The organism is Staphylococcus pasteuri, assembly GCF_003970495.1.
Lineage (GTDB): Bacteria > Bacillota > Bacilli > Staphylococcales > Staphylococcaceae > Staphylococcus > Staphylococcus pasteuri.
On sequence record NZ_RXWW01000033.1, the window covers coordinates 70,661 to 94,391 of the forward strand.

General features: G+C 29.9%; 18 protein-coding genes and 2 pseudogenes. 17 read left to right on the forward strand and 3 right to left on the reverse strand.

From position 1 onward, the window contains the following. Positions 1–171 precede the first annotated feature (171 nt). From glcT to mprF, 3 genes are all read left to right on the forward strand, one after another. Positions 172–1,020, forward strand: coding sequence for a glucose PTS transporter transcription antiterminator GlcT (gene glcT / locus CD121_RS04990; RefSeq protein ID WP_017638431.1), 849 nt, complete (start codon positions 172–174; stop codon positions 1,018–1,020). 175 nt (positions 1,021–1,195) lie between these two features. Then, positions 1,196–2,404, forward strand: coding sequence for an AI-2E family transporter (locus tag CD121_RS04995; RefSeq protein ID WP_176745265.1), 1,209 nt, complete (start codon positions 1,196–1,198; stop codon positions 2,402–2,404). Positions 2,405–2,665: 261 nt separating this feature from the next. Next, on the forward strand, positions 2,666–5,188 hold the full coding sequence (gene mprF / locus CD121_RS05000; protein ID WP_126567542.1) for a bifunctional lysylphosphatidylglycerol flippase/synthetase MprF: 2,523 nt from the start codon (positions 2,666–2,668) through the stop codon (positions 5,186–5,188). Positions 5,189–5,271: 83 nt separating this feature from the next. Here mprF and msrA read toward each other — a convergent pair whose 3' ends face one another. Beyond that, positions 5,272–5,778, reverse strand: coding sequence for a peptide-methionine (S)-S-oxide reductase MsrA (msrA, locus tag CD121_RS05005; protein WP_029055389.1), 507 nt, complete (start codon positions 5,776–5,778; stop codon positions 5,272–5,274). Between the two features lie 136 nt (positions 5,779–5,914). Here msrA and CD121_RS05010 point away from each other — a divergent pair, with 136 nt between their 5' ends. Next, positions 5,915–6,919: an LCP family protein gene (locus tag CD121_RS05010; RefSeq protein WP_017636419.1), complete on the forward strand. Its 1,005-nt coding sequence runs from the start codon at positions 5,915–5,917 to the stop codon at positions 6,917–6,919. A 56-nt stretch (positions 6,920–6,975) separates the two neighbouring features. On the opposite strand, the gene thmT is transcribed toward CD121_RS05010, so the two are convergent. Further along, complete coding sequence (gene thmT, locus CD121_RS05015; protein ID WP_017636418.1) at positions 6,976–7,161, reverse strand: 2-hydroxymuconate tautomerase; 186 nt, start codon at positions 7,159–7,161, stop codon at positions 6,976–6,978. A gap of 150 nt (positions 7,162–7,311) precedes the next feature. On the opposite strand from thmT, the gene CD121_RS05020 reads away from it, so the two are divergent. Beyond that, positions 7,312–8,574: a Y-family DNA polymerase gene (locus CD121_RS05020; protein ID WP_070451232.1), complete on the forward strand. Its 1,263-nt coding sequence runs from the start codon at positions 7,312–7,314 to the stop codon at positions 8,572–8,574. A 101-nt stretch (positions 8,575–8,675) separates the two neighbouring features. Here the strand turns inward: CD121_RS05020 and CD121_RS05025 are convergent, their stop codons facing one another. Beyond that, positions 8,676–9,767 (reverse strand): prephenate dehydrogenase, encoded by a 1,092-nt coding sequence (locus CD121_RS05025; RefSeq protein WP_126567543.1) that lies wholly within the window; start codon positions 9,765–9,767, stop codon positions 8,676–8,678. Between the two features lie 144 nt (positions 9,768–9,911). Here CD121_RS05025 and CD121_RS05030 point away from each other — a divergent pair, with 144 nt between their 5' ends. The 12 genes and pseudogenes from CD121_RS05030 to CD121_RS05085 all read left to right on the forward strand — a co-directional run bounded on the left by CD121_RS05030 (position 9,912) and on the right by CD121_RS05085 (position 23,668). Beyond that, positions 9,912–10,946, forward strand: coding sequence for a M42 family metallopeptidase (locus tag CD121_RS05030; protein WP_126567544.1), 1,035 nt, complete (start codon positions 9,912–9,914; stop codon positions 10,944–10,946). 589 nt (positions 10,947–11,535) lie between these two features. Further along, entirely contained in the window at positions 11,536–12,942 is a 1,407-nt protein-coding gene (locus CD121_RS05035; RefSeq protein WP_126567545.1) for an anthranilate synthase component I, read from the forward strand. Then, positions 12,939–13,511 (forward strand): anthranilate synthase component II, encoded by a 573-nt coding sequence (locus tag CD121_RS05040; RefSeq protein WP_126567546.1) that lies wholly within the window; start codon positions 12,939–12,941, stop codon positions 13,509–13,511. Before CD121_RS05035 ends, CD121_RS05040 begins: the two co-directional genes overlap by 4 nt. Then, positions 13,512–14,510, forward strand: coding sequence for an anthranilate phosphoribosyltransferase (gene trpD, locus CD121_RS05045; protein WP_108000416.1), 999 nt, complete (start codon positions 13,512–13,514; stop codon positions 14,508–14,510). It abuts the gene before it with no gap. Continuing rightward, complete coding sequence (gene trpC / locus CD121_RS05050) at positions 14,511–15,314, forward strand: indole-3-glycerol phosphate synthase TrpC (protein ID WP_126567547.1); 804 nt, start codon at positions 14,511–14,513, stop codon at positions 15,312–15,314. Then, a complete protein-coding gene (locus CD121_RS05055; protein WP_108000418.1) occupies positions 15,305–15,925 on the forward strand; it encodes a phosphoribosylanthranilate isomerase in 621 nt (206 codons plus the stop codon). Before trpC ends, CD121_RS05055 begins: the two co-directional genes overlap by 10 nt. A 3-nt stretch (positions 15,926–15,928) precedes the next feature. Continuing rightward, a complete protein-coding gene (gene trpB / locus CD121_RS05060) occupies positions 15,929–17,143 on the forward strand; it encodes a tryptophan synthase subunit beta (protein ID WP_126567548.1) in 1,215 nt (404 codons plus the stop codon). Continuing rightward, a pseudogene (trpA, locus tag CD121_RS05065) lies at positions 17,136–17,864 on the forward strand (tryptophan synthase subunit alpha). Before trpB ends, trpA begins: the two are co-directional and overlap by 8 nt. Positions 17,865–18,344: 480 nt before the next feature. Further along, entirely contained in the window at positions 18,345–19,601 is a 1,257-nt protein-coding gene (locus CD121_RS05070; RefSeq protein WP_029055383.1) for an aminoacyltransferase, read from the forward strand. A gap of 42 nt (positions 19,602–19,643) precedes the next feature. After that, on the forward strand, positions 19,644–20,903 hold the full coding sequence (locus tag CD121_RS05075; RefSeq protein WP_017636406.1) for an aminoacyltransferase: 1,260 nt from the start codon (positions 19,644–19,646) through the stop codon (positions 20,901–20,903). Between the two features lie 916 nt (positions 20,904–21,819). After that, complete coding sequence (locus tag CD121_RS05080) at positions 21,820–22,584, forward strand: HAD-IIB family hydrolase (protein ID WP_126567549.1); 765 nt, start codon at positions 21,820–21,822, stop codon at positions 22,582–22,584. A gap of 66 nt (positions 22,585–22,650) precedes the next feature. Next, positions 22,651–23,668 (forward strand): annotated as a pseudogene (locus tag CD121_RS05085) (siderophore ABC transporter substrate-binding protein). Positions 23,669–23,731: the final 63 nt, after the last annotated feature.

Genomic DNA, 23,731 nt, shown 5'->3' on the forward strand with positions numbered 1-23,731 from the left:
TTTTTAATTTGAAATTTATAATTATATCTATTATTTATTATAAAGAGGTAGAAAATTGTTTAATATACTAAAAATTAATTTTACTCATGAAAGTATTTAATAAGTTATTTTCTTTTCATTTATATCATTAAGCCTTATAATTTTAATAATGGAGTAAGAAAGGTGATAATGATGGGTAAGTATAAAATTAGTAAAATTCTCAATAATAACGTTATCATATGCACGAATAAAAACCAGGAAGTTGTTTTAATTGGAAAAGGTATAGGTTTTAATAAAAAGCAAGGCTATACGTTAGATGAATCAGCTTCCATTGAAAAAGTTTATAAACTTGATCTAGATAAGCATAAAGAACACTATAAGACATTAGTTGAGATGGCTGATGACCATGTTCTACAAGCAGTGATTGAAGCTGTTAATTTAATTACAAATACGACTCTAGATGTTAATGATGAAAATCTAGTTGTTGCGCTAACAGATCATATTATTTTTGCGTATAAACGTTTAAAACAAAATCAAATAATTAGCAACCCTTTTGCCATGGAAACAAAATACTTATATCGAGATGCTTATCAAATAGCTGAAAAAGTAATTGATAGACTAAATGAACAGTTAGATGTTGATTTTCCAGAAGATGAAATTGGTTTTATCGCATTACATATTGCTTCGAACTCTGAAGAATTATCTATGAGAGAAATGGCGTTAATTAATCAATTAATCAATAAAAGTATCACTATTATTGAAACGGATTTACAACATCAAGTTGATCAATCCTCAATACAATATCAACGTTTTATTAGACATGTACAATTTCTCATTCGTCGTTTAAGAAATAATGAAACATTACATGCTCAAAATGATTTTGTTGATATGGTTAAAAATCAATATCCTAGTTGCTATTCTACAGCTTTTAAAATATTAAAAATGATTCAGATGGAATTTGATATTACTGTTAATGATGTTGAAATCATTTATTTAACATTACATATCCATCATTTTGAAGCCCAAATGAAGTTGGATTAAAAGTACTTATGCGCTCTCATAAGTACTTTTAATTTTTATATAGACTAGTTTTTAATATTCCTTAGTTTTGTAAAATTATGTTATGATTAGTGTTAGAAATTTTTAGTAACTCATTTTTATGATTTTTATAAAGCGAGGTAACATGAAAGTATGGTGATGTCGAATGTCGAATGAAATGAAATCTTCCGAAAAGAAGACATCTAGAAAGTTTAAAACGATTTTCAGTATGTCTGAAACAAGATTCATGAAATTTTTAGGCGGCAATGATTTAATTTATGCTTTGTTAGCACTTGTGCTTTTAGGGATAGTTATATTTATCTTTGATAAAGTATCATACGTGTTTCAACCATTTATTATAGTATTCAATACTATTGCTGCACCAATTATAGTTTCATTGATTATATTTTATTTATTTAACCCTCTTGTTAATTTGATGGAACGTTATCGAATTCCAAGATTAGTAGGGGTTTTGATTATTTATGTTGCGATTGTAGGCATAATCGTGTTGATTGTTAATTTATTAATTCCTCTAATTAGTTCACAATTAGGAAGTTTCATTAATAACTCTCCTCAATATTTTAAAAAGTTAACTAATACAATTAATAAAGTAACAAGTAATTCAATTTTTGCTGGTTATTATGATCAAATTAATGATCAATTGAACTCATTAACTAAAAAGATACCATCTATGCTTTCAGATTATTTTGATGGCTTTGGTTCAAAATTAGCATCATTCGTTGAAGCAGTAGCTAATGTTGGAGTAGTCATTGTGACTACACCATTTGTTTTATTCTTTATGTTAAAAGATGGTCATAAGTTCAAAGATTTCACTACTAATATTATGCCACCTAAATTTAGAAAAGATTTTCATGATTTACTTGAAAAAATGAGTGTTCAAGTAGGTTCTTACATACAAGGACAAATCATTGTGTCATTCTGTATAGGTGTTTTACTATTTATTGGTTATTCTATTATTGGATTGAAATATAGTTTAATATTAGCTTGTATAGCTGCTGTAACAAGTGTGGTACCTTATTTAGGACCTACAATAGCGATTTCACCAGCTATCATTATTGCTTTAATTACGTCTCCAATAATGTTACTCAAATTAGCGATTGTATGGACTTTAGTTCAATTCTTTGAAGGACACTTCATTTCTCCAAATATCATGGGTAAAACATTACAAATTCACCCGCTAACAATTATCTTTATCTTACTAAGTGCAGGTAATTTGTTAGGTATAGTCGGGGTTATATTAGGTATTCCTGGTTATGCAGTGTTGAAAGTTTTAGTTTCTCATATGTTCTTATTATTCAAGCGTAGATATAATAGATATTATGGAGAAGATGCAGGAAATTATAAGTTAAATAAAGAACAAGAATAATCTATCTTTGTACAAGGATATCTTTAGAAATTATTTCAAGTAGCTTTTATGCCATCAATTTGTGGCATATGGATACTTAATTTCTAAGATATCCTTTTTTGTTTTTAAAGAAGTACAATCCTTTTATCTACAAAAGATTTGCACCTTACATTGAGTATGACAATAATGTTATGCATAATTGACTTTATTTATATTCCATTTATCTTATTCTTATGATATATTTTTCTAGATAGAAGAATTAAATAGAATTGAAGTGAAAAAATGACCCAGGAAAATAAAAGTAAATTATTATCTATATTAAAATTTGTGTTTGCTGCTGCACTATTTACGTTTGTAGTTTTCACGTTATATCGAGAATTATCTTCCATTAATTTCAAAAATACTTTAATGCAATTTGGTAAAATCAATCGTTTATGGATTGTATTATTGTTTATTAGCGGGGGAGCGTCTTTATTAATTTTATCTTTATATGATGTCATTCTTGTTAAATCACTTAAGTTAAAAATTCCTTTAATAAAAGTATTAAGAGTGAGTTATATTATTAATGCTTTAAATGCCATTGTAGGCTTTGGTGGGTTTATCGGAGCAGGTTTAAGAGCATTTATTTATAAAAATTATACCCAAGATAATAAGAAACTCGTTCACTATATATCTATCATACTCATTTCGATGTTAACAGGTTTGAGCTTGTTATCGATTTTAGTTGTTCTTCATGTGTTTAACGCATCTGATATGTTAGATAAAATATCATGGGTACGTTGGGTTTTATATATTGTTGCTTTATTTTTACCAGTATTTATTATTTATACGATTGTGAAACCTGCGGATACAAATAACCGATATATGGGCGTATATTGTACGTTAGTTTCTTGTGTTGAATGGTTAGCTGCTGCAGTTGTTTTATATTTTTCTGCATTAATTGTAGGTATTGATATTTCCTTTATGAATTTTATTGGTATTTTCATTATTGCAGCATTGTCTGGATTAGTTAGTTTTATTCCAGGAGGCTTTGGTGCATTTGATTTAGTAGTACTACTCGGTCTTAAATCACTTGGTATAAATGAGGAAAACATTTTATTAGCTTTATTACTATATCGTTTTGCTTATTATTTCGTACCTGTAGCCATTGCATTAGTATTATCTACATTTGAATTTGGTAATACAGCTAGAAAATATATCGGAGAATCTAAATACTTTGTTCCTGCAAAAGATGTTACGTCATTTTTGATGTCATATCAAAAGGATATTTTATCTAAAATTCCATCTTTTTCATTAGCGATTTTAGTATTTTTAACAAGTGTTATTTTCTTTATTAATAATTTAACAATCATATATGACGGATTATATGACGATAATCATTTGGCTTACTATTTAACATTATCTATTCATACAAGTGCTTGTTTATTATTAATGTTAAATGTAAAAGGAATATTTAAGCAAAGTCGACGTGCAATTATTTTTGCTATTATTTCGATTTTATTAATTTTTGCAGCAACAGTTTATACGTATGCGTCATTCATACTTTTAACATGGCTTTTGGTTATGTTAGTACTCTTGTTTATTGCTTATCGTCAATCAAAAGTGCTTAAGAGACCATTAAGATTAAAAAATGCCTTCTTATTTATATTAATAAGTATCATCGTACTTTATATTAATCATGTTATTATCTCTAGCACGTTATATGCACTCGATGTTTATAATATTGAAGTAGATACGACAGTGCTTAGATATTATTTCTGGATAACGATAGCTCTAATTACTATTATTGTTGCACTTATTGCATGGCTATTTGATTATCGATTTATTAAATCAAGTCAAAATAAAAATTTAGCTGTTTGTGAACAAATTATTCAACAATATGGTGGTAATTATTTAACACATCTTATTTATAGTGGGGATAAAAATTATTTTATTCATGAAAACGAATCAGCCTTTTTGATGTATCGATATAAATCTAATGCTTTAGTAGTATTAGGTGATCCAGTTGGGGATACTGCATCGTTCGAATCTTTATTAGAAGCATTTTATGAATACGCTGAATATTATGGCTATGATATTATTTTTTATCAAGTAAGTGATAGATTCATGCCACTTTATCATAATTTTGGTAATCAATTCTTTAAACTTGGGGAAGAAGCAATTATTGATTTAACTACATTTACTACTTCTGGTAAAAAGCGTCGTGGTTTTAGAGCAACTTTAAATAAATTTGAAGATTTAAATATCAAATTTGAAATAATTGAGCCGCCATTTTCACAAGATATGTTCGAAACATTAAAAAATGTGAGTGATCAATGGTTAGAAGGTAGAAGTGAAATGCATTTTTCAGTAGGTCAATTTAGTGAAGATTATTTATCTAAAGCGCCGATTGGTATTATGCGAAATGAAGAAGGAAAAATTATAGCGTTCTGTACTCTAATGCCAACATATTTTAATGATGCTATTTCGGTTGATTTAATTCGTTGGTTGCCGGAATTAGATTTACCATTAATGGATGGATTGTATTTACACATGCTATCGTGGAGTAAAGAAAAAGGATATCAATCATTTAACTTAGGTATGGCGACGCTATCTAATGTAGGACAACTACATTATTCATATCTTAGAGAACGATTAGCAGGAAGAGTATTTGAACATTTTAATGGACTATATCGTTTCCAAGGTTTAAGACGTTATAAAGAAAAGTATGGTCCACAATGGGAGCCAAGATTTTTAGTTTATAGAAAAGATGCCTCGTTATGGCAATCTATGATTAAAGTAATGAGAGTTATACGTCACAAATAATATAATAAAAGCGATTGATGAAAATAAATGATTTCATCAATCGCTATTTTTGTATGTTTATACAACCTTCTCTGAATTAACAGTTAGTCTTTTTTATAATTTTTACGATCTTGTTCTTCTTTAGCATATCTTTCAGGTTGTTTCTTATAAAAATCTTGATGATATGCTTCTGCTTCATAAAACGTCGTTGCAGGTAAAATTTTAGTAGCAATCGCTTTATCAGCGTTGATTGTATTTTGCATTGCCTTGATATAGTCTTCGGCTAGTTTCTTTTGATGTTCATTGGAATAGAAAATCGCCGTTTGATATTGAGAACCTCTATCTTGAAATTGTCCTTCATCATCTAAAGGATCAATAACAGAAAAAAAGATTTCTAATAATTTATTGTATGAGAATAATGCGACATCATATTCTACTTTTACAGTTTCATAGTGTCCAGTAGTGCCACTTTTAACCTGCTCGTATGTAGGATTAGCAATGTCTCCACCCATATATCCTGATGTAACTTTTTCTATTCCATCAAATGTATCAAAAGGTTTCGTCATACACCAAAAGCACCCACCCGCAAAATATGCAGTATTTATATTCATTTATGACACCCTTTCATTGGACCTTAGTACCATTTATTAAAAAAACCCTTGCTTTTTGAATACTTTTTCTATAACGTTAATACATATTAATTATAGATGATAGTATTATAATTTTAAAGGTATAAGGTAGGTAAATATGAGAGACGAGAAGGATAACAGAGAAGAAACTGAGTATAAACGACAAGCAGGTACATCAACTACACCTTCTAGGCGACGAAAGAAAAAAAGAGTGCGCAAATTACCTTTTATTATTTTATTAATTTTAATTATCTTCATCATTATTATTGCTTATATTGTTCATGGATATAATAGTGGTGTGAAGTATGCTGAAAAGCATGCTAAAGACATTAAAGTACATCAATTTAACGGTCCAGTGAAAAACGACGGTAAAATTTCTGTATTGGTTTTAGGCGCAGATAAAGCTCAGGGTGGTAAATCACGTACAGACTCCATTATGGTTGTACAATATGATTACATTCATAAAAAAATGAAAATGATGTCAGTCATGCGTGATATATATGCAGACATACCTGGATATGATAAATATAAAATTAATGCTGCTTATTCTCTTGGTGGTCCAGAATTACTAAGAAAAACATTAAATAAAAATTTAGGAATTAATCCTGAATATTACGCAGTGGTTGATTTTACTGGTTTTGAAAAAATGATAGATGAATTAGAACCTAATGGTGTTCCTATAGATGTAGAAAAAGATATGTCTGAAAATATTGGAGTATCATTGAAAAAAGGTCATCATCGTTTAAATGGTAAAGAGTTACTTGGTTACGCAAGATTTCGTCATGATGCAGAAGGCGATTTCGGACGTGTACGTCGTCAGCAACAGGTGATGCAAACACTTAAATCTGAATTAGTGAATTTTGGTACAGTTGCTAAGCTACCTAAAGTAGCTGGTATTCTTCGAGGATATGTGAATACAGATATGCCTGATTCAGCTATGTTCCAAACTGGAATAAGCTTTGGTATTCGAGGAGACAAAAATGTTGATTCATTAACTGTTCCTATTAAAAATTCTTATCAAGATATCACTACTAATAACGATGGTAGTGCATTGCAAATTGATAAAGCAAAAAACAAAAAAGCAATTCAAGACTTTTTTGATGACAAAAATGATAAAAAATAATACGAATAAAGCCACGCACAAGTTGTTAAGTGCGTGGCTTTATTTTATTTATCAACTTATTGATCTGATTTTCTAACTCCTGCAACACCATAATGATTTTTCTTCATTTCTTCAATGACTACATGGATAGCCTCTCTATTAGCACCTGTTGTTCTTTCTACCGCTGATGTTACTTCTGTAACTAAGTCTTTAAGTTGTTCATCTGAACGACCTTCTAATAATTTAACGTTTACGATTGGCATATGTCATTCCTCCAATGATATTTATTACACTCTTAGTATAGCATGAATAATTAATAAAAAAACATTTTCCTTTTAGAACATTTGTTCGTTATATACTTGAATAAGAACATTTGTTCGTATATAATGAAAATGTATTAGGGAGGGGTAATGATGTATGACTATCATTTATTAGAAGATAGAGATGTACTATGTATTGATCAAAAGAGCTTTTTCGCAAGTGTGTCATGTATAGAAAAGGGATTGGATCCCTTAACAACAAAATTAGCAGTAGTTGCTGATACTAAAAGACAAGGCTCAGTCGTATTAGCTGCGACACCTAAACTTAAAGAATTAGGTGTTAAAACGGGATCAAGGTTATTTGAAATACCACATCGCAACGATATATATATTATTAATCCAAGTATGCGAAAGTACCTTAATGTTTCAGTAACTATATCTAAGATTGCTTTACGTTATGTGCCACCAGAAGATTTACATCAGTATAGTATTGACGAATTTTTTATGGATGTGACTGATAGTTACCATAGATTTAATTCAACCGTTCAAGCATTTTGTGAAAGATTACAGAAAGAAATTCATGAAGAAACAGGTATTAGATGTACTATTGGTATAGGTTCCAATATGTTACTAAGTAAGGTAGCAATGGATATTGAAGCCAAGCATACAAAAAACGGTATTGCTGAATGGCGTTATCAGCATGTACCAGAAAAGTTATGGCCAATTCAACCATTAAGAGAATTTTGGGGAATAAATAGAAAGACAGAAGCTAAATTAAATAAAAGAGGTATTTTTACTATAGGTGATTTAGCTCAATATCCGTATCAATATTTAAAAAGGGATTTTGGGATATTAGGTGTGGATATGCATCTTCATGCTAATGGTATTGATCAAAGTAAAATGAGAGAAAAATATAAAGTCAATAATCCATCAATATGTAAAAGTCAGATATTGATGAGAGATTATGAATTTGAAGAAGCCAAAGTTGTTATGCAAGAGTTAATTGAGGATGTAGCAAGTAGGGTTCGAGCAAGAAAACAATTGGCACGTACCATACACTTCTCATTTGGTTATAGTGATGAAGGTGGCGTACATAAGCAATATACCTTGGAAGAAGGAACTAATTTAGAAAAAGATATTTTCAAGGTAGTTAACTATTTTGCGAACAAATTGTGTGATAAACAAGCATTGTACCGGACATTAAGTGTGTCACTAACACAATTTATAAATGAGAATGAAAGACAAATGAACTTGTTTATTGACGAATATGAACGGAAACGAGACGAAAAATTAGCAAAAACGATTGACCATTTACATTTGAAATATGGAAAAGGTATTGTTTCCAAGGCAACATCGTATACAGAAGCTGGTACGAAACATGGACGACTAGGACTTATGGCAGGTCATAAAATGTAATAAAACGCTAATAGAAATATTATTTTTAAAACGTAATAAGCATATTTTAACCTGAGACGTATTAATTAAAGTCTCAGGTTAAAATCATTGAATCATAAATATTATTCAATATAAGTATCAAATTGACTTAGTGCTTGAATAGCACTTTCCCGATCTTCAGGAGTTTTAAAACTAATTTGTAAGGCACCATAAATATCTTCACGGACTTCTAAAATTTTAAGGTTTCTTATAGAAATATTATGTAAACCTAGAATGTGAGTAACTTTGCTAATCATACCCGGTTTATCCGGAATATCAACAAATAGATCATACGCCGTAGATAGCGCACCTCGTTGTTTAGCGGGTAGTTGATCTCTGTAATCTTTAGCATTAGCAAAAAATTGATAAATATCTTCAGATTTTGAAGATGAAATCATTGTCATAACAGAACTAATTTGATTTTGTAAATCTTCTAAAATATCTAGAATGAAAGTTTTATTATTTAATGTGATATCTTTCCACATCTCTGCATTACTACTAGCAATTCGAGTTATGTCACGGAATCCTCCTGCAGCTAATTGTTGTACTAAATGATGTTTTTCTACGTGGTCGGCACTTAAGTGAACTAGACTGGACGCGACTATATGTGGTACGTGACTAACAATACCAGTAACAAAGTCATGCTCATTAGCGTCAGTGAATATAAATTTAGCTAACGTTGATTTTAATAATTCTTGGATTTTCTCAGCAGCTTTCTTATTTTCCTTTTGATTAAAGACAAGTAAATAATAGGCATTTTCGAAAAGATGTTTTTTTGCATTTAATACGCCAGATTTATGACTACCAGCCATTGGATGACCACCAACTAGATGGATATCATGTTCTAACAACTCATTTTCAAAAGATTGAATTGTTGATTTAGTACTACCAGTATCTGTAACAATTAAATGGGGTTTAGTATTTAATTTAGTTAAATGTTTAAGATAGTAGACAGTTTGTTCAACAGGGGTAGCATAAATAATCATATCAGCATTTTCAACAGCTTGGGTATAATGAATAGCTTTGTTATCGATAATACCAATTGATAGTGCTTTATCTAACTGTGATTCGTCTGCATCGAAAGCTGTAATAGTAATGTCTTGATGATAATATTTTAAATTACTTGCTAAACTCCCACCAATCAAACCAAGTCCTACGAATAATATGTTTTTCATGAATGACCACCTATTTCGAAATTTTCAGAATACTAATATTGTAAAAGACGAGAGCAACGGAATCAATAGAAATATATATTAGAATATATTAGTTAAATAGTCTAAACTGAAACTAAACATATTATGCAGGAAAGGGTAAATAAGATGAGTAATATTTTACAAACTATAAAGACATTAACAGAAATTAATAGTCCATCAGGCAATGCTGAAAAAGCAATAAATTTTGTAAAGGATATAGCAGAAGATTTAGGTTATCAAACCGAACTCACTAACAAAGGTGCTTTGATTATAACAGTAGATGGAGACAATCAAAGTCAACAGCGATGTATTGCAGCTCATGTTGATACATTAGGTGCAATGGTTAAAGAAATAAAAGAAAATGGAAGATTAGCTATAGATTTAATTGGAGGATTTCATTTTAATGCTATAGAAGGTGAGTATTGTGAAATCCAAACAGAATCTGGTGATGTCTATACAGGAACGATATGTTTACACGAAACGAGTGTACACGTATATAAAGATAATCATGAAATACCGAGAGATTTAGAACATATGGAAATAAGAATAGATGAAAAGACAAATTCAGTTCAAGAAACTAAAGATTTAGGTATTGAAGTAGGGGACTTTGTTAGCTTTGATCCTAGAACACAAATTACAACATCTGGTTTCATTAAGTCACGCCATCTTGATGATAAAGCAAGTGTAGCAATGATTATTGAGTTATTGAAAAAAATTAAGCAAGATAATATTAATTTACCTCATACTACACAGTTTTATATTTCTAATAATGAAGAAATTGGCTATGGTGCAAATGCGTCACTTTCAAATAACATTGTGGATTTTATTGCGTTAGATATGGGCGCTTTAGGTGATGGACAATCATCTGATGAATATACAGTTTCAATATGTGCAAAAGATAGCTCAGGCCCATACCATAAAGGATTGAGATCTCAATTAGTACAATTATGCAAATTAAATGCCATACCATATAAAGTAGATATTTATCCTTATTATACTTCTGATGCTACAACAGCACTGAAAGCAGGAGCTGATATTCGCCACGGGTTATTTGGAGCTGGAATAGAATCTTCACATGCATTAGAAAGAACACATATTGAATCTATTGAAGCAACACAGAATCTTTTGTATGCGTATTGTATGTCGCAAATTTCAAAATAAATTTTGATTTTACGTTGACAAATATTAGAGTGGAATGTATTATACTAAATAATTAGAATTGTTAAACAATTCGGAAGATAAAGTAGCGAATGTGATTTGTAGCAAATAGAAAGCTAATGGTTAATGTAAATTAGCACAACATATTCAGTGAATTGGGCTTTCGAATATAAAATTAAATAGTATAAAAGTGAGCAATAATAATTTGTTAACTAAGGTGGCACCACGGTAACGCGTCCTTATTGATTTTACGCGTTTCGTGGTGCTTTTTTCATTGGTGCAAAATGTAGTAGTTTGTAGCAAGGTAGTGACAGAAAGTTAGTGTGTGATGAGAACTAACACCTCTATAAATGAAATTGGGTTTTGCAAATAAAGACAAATAATTAAATAAAGAAAATGAGTGAACGTTTAATATTCTGAATGTTAAGAATATTACGTTAATTAAGGTGGTACCACGCGTCAGCGTCCTTTTATAGGAGGCTGATTTTTATTTGCATAAAAATCATTCTTCAGAAATAAGCAATCTAATAAAACAAACTAAAAGATAAACATGAATAAGAAAGCAATATTAATTATAAAGGAGTATTCAAAAGTGGAAATATATTATGAAAAACTACAATCCAATATAACACCAGAAACTTTAGCTCAACTCAAAAACCGAAAAATTATTTTAGAAAGTTCGAGTCAGAATAAACTTAAGGGAAGATTTTCCATTGTTGTGTTTGATAGTTATGGAAAAATCACGCTAGATAGCAATCAAGTTTATATTAGTACTCAACACAAAAACGAAACTATAACAGAGAAACCATATCAATATTTAAAACAATTTGTTAATCAATACTATGAAGATATAGAAGATAAAAGTTTACAAGAATTACCATTTATCTCAGGTTTTATTGGAACATGCAGTTTTGATTTAGTAAGACATGAATTTCCTATATTACAAAACATAAATTTAGATGATCATCCACAACATGATGTTAATTTTCACATGATTGAAGACGTTTATGTGTTTGATCATTACAAAGAAGAATTATATGTCATTAGTACAAATCTATTCTCTCAAGTAGCTCGAGAAAAATTAATTAAACGTGTAAAAGAAAGAATCGAACAACTCAAAACGATTCAAGTATATCAACCAAGTATTCAATTTAAAGCTAAGGACAAACAAATAGAAACCAACATAAGTGAACAACATTTCATGGAAATTGTTAGTGATTTTAAAAAGAAAATAACTGAAGGTGATATGTTTCAAGTAGTACCTTCAAGGATTTATCGCTATCAACATCATTTTGAAAATCAACGTCAATCATTATCATTTCAGTTATATCAAAATTTAAAAAGACAAAATCCAAGTCCATACATGTATTACATCAATATGAGTGAACCAATTATTGTAGGTAGTTCGCCTGAAAGTTTTGTAAAAGTGCATGATGGTTTAGTTGAAACCAACCCAATTGCTGGAACTATCAAAAGAGGACGGACACTAGAAGAAGATGAAGCTAATGCACATCAGCTAATTAATGACGAAAAAGAACGCAGCGAACATAGTATGTTAGTAGACTTAGGTAGAAATGATATTCACAGGATATGCCGAAATGGAACGTCTCATATTAAGAAATTGATGGAAATAGAGAAATATGAACACGTAATGCATATAGTAAGCGAAGTCACAGGGCAAATTAAAAAAGATATTTCACCAATGTCTGTGATAGCAAGTTTATTACCAACCGGAACAGTTTCTGGTGCACCAAAACTAAGAGCAATACAAAGAATTTATGAAGTTATGCCCAACAAACGTGGTGTATACAGTGGTGGCATTGGTTATATCAATTGTAATCACAACTTAGACTTTGCACTTGCAATACGAACAATGATGATTGATGACACATATATCAATGTAGAAGCAGGTTGTGGCGTTGTTTATGATTCTGAACCACAGAAGGAATTAGAAGAAACCAAATTAAAAGCTAAAAGTTTATTGGAGGTGTCACCATGATATTAATTGTCGATAATTATGACTCATTTACTTATAACCTAGTTGACATCGTAATGCAGCATATGCCAAAAGAAGATGTCACTGTACTATATCCAGATGATGAAAAGGTAATGAATCAAGATGTAGATGGTGTCATTATTTCACCTGGACCAGGCCATCCATTGGATAATAAATGGTTAGTTAATATTATTGAACGTTATAAAGATAAACCCATACTTGGCGTTTGTTTAGGAGCACAAGCACTCACGTGTTATTACGACGGAAAAGTAATACAAGGTGAAACTGTAATGCATGGAAAAGTAGATGAAATAAAGCAAAATGGTACCTCCATACTATATAGAGACTTACCTCTAAACTTTAATGTCATGCGTTACCACTCATTAGTTAGCGACGCAAAACATTTTCCTAAGTCACTAATTATAACTGGAACAACAAATGATTGTATCCAGTCATTTGAACACGAAAATCAATTGCATTTTGGAATTCAATATCATCCAGAATCTTTTGCAACAGAATACGGAGAAGATATTATTAAAAACTTTATTAATTTAGCAGTAAAGGGTGATTAGATGAAAATTTTACAACAACTAGAAAAGCAACAACACTTAAATGAAGAAGATATGAAATCATTTATAAATTTAATGATTAATCCAGAAGTTGAAAATCAAGTTAAATATAAGGCTTTAAAAACATATACTGATAAAGAAATGCAGCAAACTGAGTTAACATTTTTAGCTAAAAGTTTAATTAAAACAATGTATAAAGAACAACCTTACTATGAAGGCGCAATGTGTGTATGTGGTACGGGAGGGGACAAGTCAGGAAGTTTTAATATTTCGACGACCGCTTCATTTATAGTTGCTAGTGCAGGAGCTTTAATTGTGAAGCACGGAAACAAGAGTATCACTTCTAATTCTGGAAGCACAGATTTACTCAATCAATTAAATATAAATACTACAAAAGTTAACGATGTGATTAACACATTACAACAATATAATTTAGCATTTGTCAGCGCTACAGAATCATATCCAATTATGAAATATATTCAACCCATTAGAAAAATGATGTCAAAGCCAACTATTTTCAATCTAGTGGGACCGTTAATTAATCCTTTTAAATTAACATACCAAGTAATGGGTATTTATGATCCCAATCAATTAGGTAATGTTGCTCAAACAGTAAAAGACTTGGGTCGTAAGAAAGCAATTGTACTTCACGGCGCAGGAGGTATGGATGAAGCAAGTTTATCAGGAGACAACTTAATTTATGAAGTAACCGCAGGTAAAGATATAGAAACATATACGATTAATGCTAAAGACTTCGGATTACGCAATGCTTCTAATGATACTTTAAAAGGTGGCACATCTGAGGAAAATAAAGCAATTACAGTAAATATATTGAATGGACAAGATCACACAAGTAAAAGAGATGTTGTTGTGTTGAATGCAGGTATAGCTTTATATGTTGCAGAAAAAGTTAAAGATATTCAAACAGGTATCAATCTTGCTCAATATTTAATTGATAGTGGTTTAGCTATGAAACAATATTTAAGAATGGTGGGGAATTAAATGACAATATTAGATGAAATTGTAAGTTATAAAAAGAAATTATTATCGTCTCATTATTATCAAGAAAAATTAATATCACTCAAATCATACAACAATGAACACACGCCACACCTAAAGAAAAAAACATTAAAAGAAAGTTTAGCCAATGATGAACAACTTTCTATCATTGCAGAAATAAAATCTAAAAGTCCTTCTGTAAATCAATTACCAGAACGAGATTTATCACAGCAAATTAAAGATTATGAAACGTATGGGGCTAATGCAATATCAATACTTACTGATGAACAATATTTTGGAGGAAGCTTTGAAAGGTTACAAGAGTTAGCACCACAAACAACATTACCCATTTTATGTAAGGATTTTATCATAGATGAAATTCAAATAGATGTAGCAAAAACTGCAGGAGCATCGATTATTTTACTTATTGTTAATATTTTATCTGATGAACAGCTTCAACGATTATACCAATATGCGACACAACTTAATTTAGGAGTGTTAGTAGAAGTTCATGACAAAGATGAACTTAATAGAGCATATCAAATACAGCCAGAAATAATAGGAATTAATAATAGAGACTTAAAGCAATTTGTAACTGATGTTAATCATACAAATGACATTTTAGCAGATAGGGAAGATGGATTTTATTATATTTCTGAGAGTGGCATTCATAATAAGTCTGATGTTGAACAAATTATAAACTCAGGTATCGATGGATTACTTATTGGAGAAGCTTTAATGAAATGTGATGATTTAAGTCAATTTCTACCAACACTTAAGTTAAACAAGGTGAAATCATGTATTTAAAATTTTGTGGATTCAGATATGAAGATGATGTGAAAAAGGCAATTGAGAGTGATATCGATGCGATAGGATTTATCCATTTTTCCAAAAGTCGACGTCATCTAGACATTAATCAAATTCAGCATTTGTCAGCGCTTGTTCCTAAGACTATACAACGTGTAGTTGTTGTAGTGAATCCAGATAAGAATCAAATCCAACAACTAGTTACGCTTACTAATATTGATACAATCCAATTTCATGGTAACGAAAATATTGAACTTATCAAATGGGTTAAACACCAATATCCAAATATTAAAATTTTTAAAGCGTTACCCGCTACTCAAGACCTCAATAGTCAACTTGATTTATATAAACCGTATGTTGATTTATTTATTATAGATACACCATCTATTGAATATGGTGGTACAGGTCAAACTTTTGATTGGAATTTAATAAAACATATTGAAGATACACCATTTTTAATAGCAGGTGGTCTCAATGATGAACATATTAAGACGATTCAACATATGCCTTTAAAACATTTAGGTTATGATATCGCCTCTGGTATTGAAACAAATGAACGAAAAGATAAACGCAAAATGAAAACAATCTTTAATATAGTGAAAGGGGAATGAGTTATGATTAAACAAATACAAACGGAAGCAGATGAATTAGGGTTCTTTGGAGAATGTGGTGGACAATATGTACCGGAGACATTAATGCCAGCAATCATAGAACTAAAACAAGCATACCAAAAAGCTAAAAATGATCAAAAATTTCAAGATGAACTTCAATATTATTTAAAAGAATATGTGGGTAGAGAAACACCCTTAACTTATGCCAAAGCATATACAGAGCAATTAGGTGGAGCAAAAATTTATTTAAAAAGAGAAGACCTTAACCACACTGGTGCGCATAAAATTAATAATGCACTTGGACAAGCACTGTTAGCAAAACGTATGGGTAAACGTAAACTAGTAGCTGAAACAGGTGCTGGACAACATGGTGTGGCTAGTGCAACAGTTGCTGCATTATTCGATATGGAACTCATTGTCTTTATGGGAAAAGAAGATATTCAAAGACAACAATTAAATGTCTTTAGAATGGAATTGTTAGGCGCTAAAGTTGTTTCGGTTGAAGAAGGTCAAGGCACTTTATCAGATGCAGTAAACAAAGCATTGCAATATTGGGTTAGTCATGTTGAAGATACACATTATCTTTTAGGATCTGCATTAGGGCCAGATCCATTTCCAACAATAGTTAGAGATTTACAAAGCGTAATAGGAAAAGAAATTAAATCTCAAATATTGAACAAAGAAAATCGATTACCGGATGCAATTGTTGCTTGTATTGGTGGTGGCTCTAATGCTATCGGCACATTTTATCCATTTATTCAAGATGAAGTGAAACTATATGGTGTTGAAGCAGCAGGTAAAGGCAAAAATACTGATAAACATGCACTTGCAATTGGTAAAGGGAATCCTGGAGTTTTACATGGTGCCAAAATGTATTTAATTCAAGATAAGCATGGACAAGTGCAATTAGCACATTCCATTTCAGCTGGTTTAGATTATCCAGGTATTGGTCCTGAGCATTCTTATTATAACGACATTGGACGTGTAACTTATACCGAAGCTAGTGATGAACAGGCTATGGAAGCTTTAATACGTTTCACTAAAGCTGAAGGAATTATTCCAGCCATTGAAAGTGCGCATGCATTAAGTTATGTAGAAAGACTAGCACCAACTATGAATAAAGATGACATCATTGTTGTCACACTTTCTGGTCGTGGTGATAAAGATATGAATACGATACGTCAATACACACAACAAAGAGGTGACACAAATGAGTAAACTATTTATTCCATATATAATGGGTAATTCTAAAATGATAGAACATATGAAAGTGTTGAGTCAGTGTGGCGCAGATATTATTGAAGTTGGTGTACCATTTTCAGATCCAGTGGCAGATGGACCGACAATAATGGAAGCTGGTGGAAAAGCTATAGAAGAAGGTATTACAATTGAATACATTTTCGATCAACTAGAATTACATCAATTAGAAATTAAAAGTCAGTATGTGTTAATGACTTACTATAATATTATTTGTAATTATGGTGAATAAGCATTTTTTGAAGCTTGTCAACGAGCAGGTGTTTATGGAGTGATTATACCTGATTTACCATTTGAACTTGCTCAAAAATTAAAACAACAAACACATGAAAGTAATGTGAAAATAATTCCATTAATTGCTATGACAACGACTGAAGAACGAATGAAATTAATAGCTGAAAAAGCTGAAGGTTTTATTTACACTGTTACAATGAATGCAACTACTGGAAAAAATGGTGAGTTCCATCCAGAGTTAAAATCCAAACTTAATTTAATTAAACGAACTGCTCAGGTTCCGGTCGTAGCTGGTTTTGGAATTAGAAATGTGCAACACGTTAAAGATATTTCACAAATTGCAGATGGTGTAGTCATAGGTAGTGAAATAGTAAGACGATTCGATAATGATTCGACTGAAGAAAATATTAAATATTTCAACTCGATACGACATGCACTAAATCAATAATTTAAATGTATGGATTTTAATTCATAGCATGATAAATCAGAAAAATGTAAATATAAAGGATATATGTAATTTAATACACGTATTATGATAGAACTTAATCAAATTGCATAAATTTTACAATGTTTTAAGGGAAGTCATTGGCAATAGGTTTGTAAATGCATTAAAATAATAGATGATAATACATTAATAGTATGGGTTTATATATTTAACTCATACTATTATTTATTACATTTAGTCAAAATAAGTTGAAAAGGTTATGAAAAACATCCCTAAGTAATATTAAAATTATTAATTTTTAAGGGGTATCAGTAATAACTTATATAGACAACATAGATAGCAATATTTATATTGCATATATTTAAGTATTATTAGATATTATATACATAGAAAGTAACATCATTTGAACATAGTATAATTTGAACTTAAATCGAATTCTTAACAGAGATAAAAATAGAGATAAAAACAATAGGAGTTATGATAATGAAGTTTACAAACTTAACAGCGAAGGAATTTGGCGATTTTACAGACCAAATGCCTTACACCCATTTCACACAAATGATAGGTAACTATGAATTGAAACTTGCTGAAGGTACAGAGTCGCATTTAGTTGGTATCAAGAATAACGACAATGAAGTCATTGCAGCATGTTTACTAACAGCAGTACCAGTGTTGAAATTCTTCAAGTATTTCTATACTAATAGAGGTCCAGTCATTGATTATGATAATAAAGAATTAGTTCATTACTTTTTTAATGAATTAACTAAATATGTTAAAAAGCATAACTGTCTTTATTTAAGAGTAGATCCATATGTACCGTATCAATATTTAAATCATGATGGGGAAGTCCTTGGAAATGCCGGCCATGATTGGATATTTGATAAAATGAAATCACTAGGGTTTAAACATGAAGGTTTTCATAAAGGCTTTCATCCAGTATTACAAGTTAGATATCATTCAGTATTAGACTTAAAAGACAAGACCGCTAAAGATGTTTTAGACGGAATGGATAATTTACGTAAACGTAATACTAAAAAGGTACAAAAAAATGGTGTGAAAGTTAAATTCTTATCCGAAGAAGAATTACCAATATTTAGATCATTTATGGAAGATACATCAGAAACTAAAGAATTCCAAGATAGAGACGATAATTATTATTATGATCGTTTTAAACATTTCAAAGATCGAGTTTTAGTGCCATTAGCATATATTAATTTTGATGAATATATTGAAGAGTTAAATAATGAAAAAGAGACACTAAACAAAGATTTAAATAAAGCCATCAAAGATATTGAAAAGCGCCCAGATAATAAAAAATCACATAATAAAAAGGCTAACTTAGAGCAACAAATAGCTGCTAATCAACAGAAATTAGATGAAGCACAACGACTTCAAGCAGAACATGGTAATGAATTACCAATTTCTGCAGGTTACTTCTTTATTAATCCTTTCGAAGTTGTTTACTATGCAGGCGGTACGTCAAACAAATATCGACACTTCGCAGGTAGTTATGCTGTACAATGGACAATGATTAATTATGCACTAGAACATGGCATCAATCGTTATAATTTTTATGGAATCAGTGGGGACTTCACAGAAGATGCAGAAGATGCTGGTGTAATTAAATTTAAAAAAGGCTATAATGCTGATGTCATTGAATATGTAGGAGATTTTCTTAAACCAATAAATAAACCTATGTACACTGTTTATACTACATTAAAGAAATTACTTAAAAAATAAACATAAATAATAAATTTTTATTAGGAAGGGAATTATCTAAATATGAAATTTACAGAGTTGACAGTTAAAGAATTTGAGAACTTTGTACAAAATCCATCTTTAGAAAGTCATTATTTTCAAGTAAAAGAAAATATTGCTACTCGTGAAACAGATGGTTTTCAGGTTGTATTATTAGGTATAAAAGATGAAAGTAATAAGGTCATTGCAGCAAGTCTATTTTCTAAAATTCCAACAATGGGTAGTTACGTTTATTATTCAAACCGCGGCCCTGTTATGGATTATTCTGACTTAGGACTAGTTGACTTTTATTTGAGAGAGTTAGAAAAATACTTACAACAACATCAATGTTTATATGTCAAAATGGATCCATATTGGATTTATCAAATTTATGATAAAGATATTAAACCTCTAGATAATCATGAAAAAAATGATGCACTCGTTAATTTATTTAAATCACATGGCTATGAGCATCATGGATTTACAACAACATATGATAATTTCAGTCAAGTAAGATGGATGGGTGTATTAAATTTAGAGGGGAAAACACCTGCATCATTGAAAAAAGAATTTGATAGTCAACGTAAAAGAAATATTAATAAAGCGATAAACTACGGAGTTAAAGTAAGATTTTTAAGTAGGGACGAATTTGATCTCTTCTTAGAACTTTATCGTGAAACTGAAGAAAGAACTGGTTTTGCTTCTAAAACGGATCAATACTTTTATAATTTTATAGACCATTATGGAGATAAAGTATTAGTTCCTTTAGCATATATTGATTTAGATGAATATATTGAATCATTACAGCATTCACTAAATGATAAAGAAAGCCGCCGCGATCAAATGATGGCTAACGAAAATAAAAGTGATAAGCAACTTAAGAAAATTAGTGAGTTAGACAAACAAATTGAGCATGACAAAAAAGAAATGCTTCAAGCGAGTGAAATTCGTCAAACTGATGGTTCAATATTGAATCTTGCTTCAGGTGTATACTTTGCTAATGCTTATGAAGTTAACTATTTCTCAGGTGGTTCATCAGAAAAATTCAATCAATACATGGGTCCATACATGATGCATTGGTTCATGATTAATTATTGCTTCGATAATGGCTATGATCGTTACAATTTTTATGGCTTATCTGGTGATTTTACTGAAAATAGTGAGGACTACGGTGTTTATCGCTTTAAACGAGGCTTTAATGTTCAAATTGAAGAGTTAATAGGAGATTTTTATAAGCCAATTAACAAAGTGAAATATTGGTTATTCACTACATTAGATCGTATTCGTAGAAAAGTGAAAAAGTAAGTTAAATAGAATAATTTATTGTATTTAAGAGGTTGGGGCCAGTGTCTCAATCTCTTTTAATATTTATCTACTTTATTCAAAAGTTAAAATCTACAAATAAATATTATAAAAATTCTAATTTTTATAATCATATTGCACCCTACTAAAATAATCATAGCATAATAGAATCGCTTAACAACAATAGTTATAGCGAAATTTTTAATAAATTAATTATAAGTAGAATATCACTAATATTAGCGGAAATATAACAAATTACGTACAGGAATGTTTAAAACTATTATTTAATTTACAAATATGTATAAATAGATTTGTGTTAATAATCGTGTACCGAAGTTTAGAGTTATATGATTTTATATGTTAAATTTCATTAATAATATATGTGTAAAAAGAATTCATATAGATGATTAATTGATAATATCAATAGATATGTCAGTTATGCGATATGACATAAGCTGAAGTTTGTAGCATTTATTGGTATATCACATAATAGTCTTAGTTTCTGTGAGATTATAACAGTTAGCATTTAATAGAAATTATTTGATAGTCTGTATCAAAGTAATAATTTATCTTATATTGAGATTAACAAGATAATGGATATTATTAACTACAGACTTATAAAAATCAATACAGGATAAATTAAGGTTTAATAGTTATAAGTCATACAAAAACAAAACTACTTAAAAATATAACGAATTGTAAAATATAAAATACGGTAATGAAATTTAGAATTTAAGAATAATCCAAGGAGACTAAGTTATTTTTTGATTTTAGTTTACATAATATATATTATAGGAAGTTATAGATATTCGATACAGGGGACCCTATTTTCTGTTTATTACAAATGAATTTCGTTTATTAACGCAAACTTACACCATGCTATAATATGTTCATCATTTTAGTTTAGGAGTTTTGTTTTATGAATTTTGTTTTTGATATTGATGGTACGATTTCATTTGATGGTCTACATGTAGATCAACGTATTATCGATCGTATGTTTAAACTACATGCTAACGGTCATCAAGTTATATTTGCATCAGCACGTCCAATTAGAGATTTATTACCAGTAATTCCAGAATTTGAAGATTTTACACTTATTGGTGGCAATGGCTCAATTATTTCTCAAAATGGTCGTATTGAAGTTATTAAATCAATCCCACTCGATGATTTGCAATTAATTAAAGATATTGTAAATGCATACCAACTAAAATACATATTTGATGATAAATACAACTATTCAACGAACTTAGATACTACAAATGAATTATTTCAACGAATTGACCCTAATAATACTGCAAAGGCTTTAGATATGAATGACATTTCTCAACCAATTAAAGCCATTATATTAGAAATTCGTAAAGATGATTTTGAAGAAATTGCTACGATTTTAGCTGAAAAATCTAAATCAGTTGAACTTATACATCATCTTAATGAACGATATATTGATATTACAGCTCAAGGTATTGATAAACATACTACTATCCAAAAACTCATTGGTAATGCCACTGAATATATAGCTTTTGGTAACGATCATAACGATATTCAAATGCTAGAACATGCTACACAAGGCTACTTTGTCACAAATGAACATATGGACCATACAACATTCATCAATAATACTAATATTACATTAATTGAAAATACTAATGAAGCCGTATGTGAAGTAATAGATAAATGGTTGTAAAATAAGTAAAATTCCTATTGATAATGATTCTCATTTTCAATTATAATATTGATAAGGAGGATTATTATGAAAAATACATGTAAATTATTATTTATTTTAATGATAGGATTAATTTTAGTAGCTTGTAGTCAAGGTTCTCATAAATCAAAGGAACAAAATAAAGACACAGTTACTATAAAGAATACATATGAATTTAAAGATAAAAACAATACCCACTCTAAAGGAGATAAGAAAACTGAGACAGTCAAGGTACCTAAAAATGCTAAAAATGTCGCAGTTATGGACTACGGTGCTTTAGATATTATGCAACAAATGGGTTCTTCAAAGTCATATTAAAGCAATTGCTAAAGGTCAAGGTAATAGCTTTTTACCCCACTCTTTATCTGAATTTAAAGATAAAAAATACATTAATTTAGGAAATCCTGGGCGCCCTAATTATGATAACTTAGCTAAAGCAAAACCAGACTTAATACTTGCTTCTTTCAGACAAGCACATACGAAAACTGTTGATGAAATGAAGAAGGCTGCACCTAATGCTAAAATTTTATTTGTAAGCCCAGATAACGATAACTACATTTCTTCAATTGAAAATACGACAAATCAACTTGGTAAAATATTTGATAAAAAGCAAAAAGCCAAATCTTTAAATAAACAATTGAAAGATAAAGTTAAAGAAACACAACGTGTAATTACTAAAGACAAAGTATTATTATTGTTGGTTGATGATAAAGGTATGAAAGCATTTGCTAATACTGGTCGTTTTGGTGGCTTTTTAAATAAAGATCTAGGTATTCAACATGCTGATGACAATATGAAAGCAAATTCAGCGGGAAATCAAGTGAGTTATGAATACTTAAATAAAATTAATCCTGATAAAATATTCGTAATTAACCGTACTAAAGATGGTAATGACAAAACTATACCTAAAGAATTAAATAATAAAGTCATTAAGAATGTTAAAGCAATTAAAAATGATGAAGTATATCAATTTGAATCAAATGCATGGTACTTTGGTGAAGGTGGACATCAACTTACAATTGATCAACTTGACCATATACAAGATGCCTTTAAAAATAAAAAGTAACATTCAATAAAACAATAAAAAAGTGAGTGAGGTTGGCAATGTAATGCCTTCCCCACTCACTTT